The sequence below is a fragment of the Amycolatopsis sp. cmx-8-4 genome, from assembly GCF_046548675.1.
In the GTDB taxonomy this organism is placed as follows: Bacteria; Actinomycetota; Actinomycetes; order Mycobacteriales; family Pseudonocardiaceae; genus Amycolatopsis.
On sequence record NZ_JAEBDZ010000085.1, the window covers coordinates 1 to 1,366 of the forward strand.

Sequence of the window (1,366 nt, forward strand, 5' to 3'; positions counted from 1 at the left end):
GTTCGGCGGTGTCCTACTCTCCCACAACCCTTCGGTTGCAGTACCATCGGCGCTGTCAAGCTTAGCTTCCGGGTTCGGAATGGGACCGGGCGTTTCCCTGACGCTAAAACCACCGAAACACTATCAAACACCCACACCCCCCAAAGGAGGGCCGTGTGGTGTTTCAGAACCGTAGAGTGGATGCGTAACACCTTCGTAGACAAGTCCTCGGCCTATTAGTACCAGTCAACTCGACAACACATTACTGTGCTTCCATATCTGGCCTATCAACCCAATGGTCTATTGGGGGCCTTAACCCACAAAGGGTGGGATACCTCATCTTGGAACAGGCTTCCCGCTTAGATGCCTTCAGCGGTTATCCCTTCCGAACGTAGCCAACCAGCCATGCCCCTGGCGGGACAACTGGCACACCAGAGGTTCGTCCGTCCCGGTCCTCTCGTACTAGGGACAGCCTTCCTCAAGTATCCTACGCGCGCGGCGGATAGGGACCGAACTGTCTCACGACGTTCTAAACCCAGCTCGCGTGCCGCTTTAATGGGCGAACAGCCCAACCCTTGGGACCTACTCCGGCCCCAGGATGCGACGAGCCGACATCGAGGTGCCAAACCATGCCGTCGATATGGACTCTTGGGCAAGATCAGCCTGTTATCCCCGGGGTACCTTTTATCCGTTGAGCGACACCCCTTCCACCAGGTGGTGCCGGATCACTAGTCCCGACTTTCGTCCCTGCTCGACATGTCTGTCTCACAGTCAAGCTCCCTTGTGCACTTGCACTCAACACCTGATTGCCAACCAGGCTGAGGGAACCTTTGGGCGCCTCCGTTACTCTTTAGGAGGCAACCGCCCCAGTTAAACTACCCATCAGGCACTGTCCCTGAACCAGATCATGGCCCGAGGTTCAGATTCCCAATTCGACCAGAGTGGTATTTCAACAATGACTCCACAGTAACTAGCGTCACCGCTTCACAGTCTCCCACCTATCCTACACAAGCCGAACCGAAAACCAATACCAAACTATAGTAAAGGTCCCGGGGTCTTTCCGTCCTGCCGCGCGTAACGAGCATCTTTACTCGTAGTGCAATTTCGCCGGGCCTGTGGTTGAGACAGCCGGAAAGTCGTTACGCCATTCGTGCAGGTCGGAACTTACCCGACAAGGAATTTCGCTACCTTAGGATGGTTATAGTTACCACCGCCGTTTACTGGCGCTTAAATTCTCAGCTTCACCCCCGAAGGGATTAACCGGTCCTCTTAACGTTCCAGCACCGGGCAGGCGTCAGTCCATATACATCGTCTTGCGACTTCGCATGGACCTGTGTTTTTAGTAAACAGTCGCTTTCCGCTGGTCTCTGCGGCCACCCACCCCTAG

Annotated in this window: 2 rRNA genes; both read right to left on the reverse strand. The window is 55.3% G+C overall.

Annotation, left to right across the window (positions count from 1 at the left end):
- Positions 1-117: ribosomal RNA gene (gene rrf, locus ACLJQZ_RS48480) — 5S ribosomal RNA — on the reverse strand.
- A 78-nt stretch (positions 118-195) separates the two neighbouring features.
- Positions 196-1,366 (reverse strand): 23S ribosomal RNA (locus tag ACLJQZ_RS48485); the annotation flags it as partial.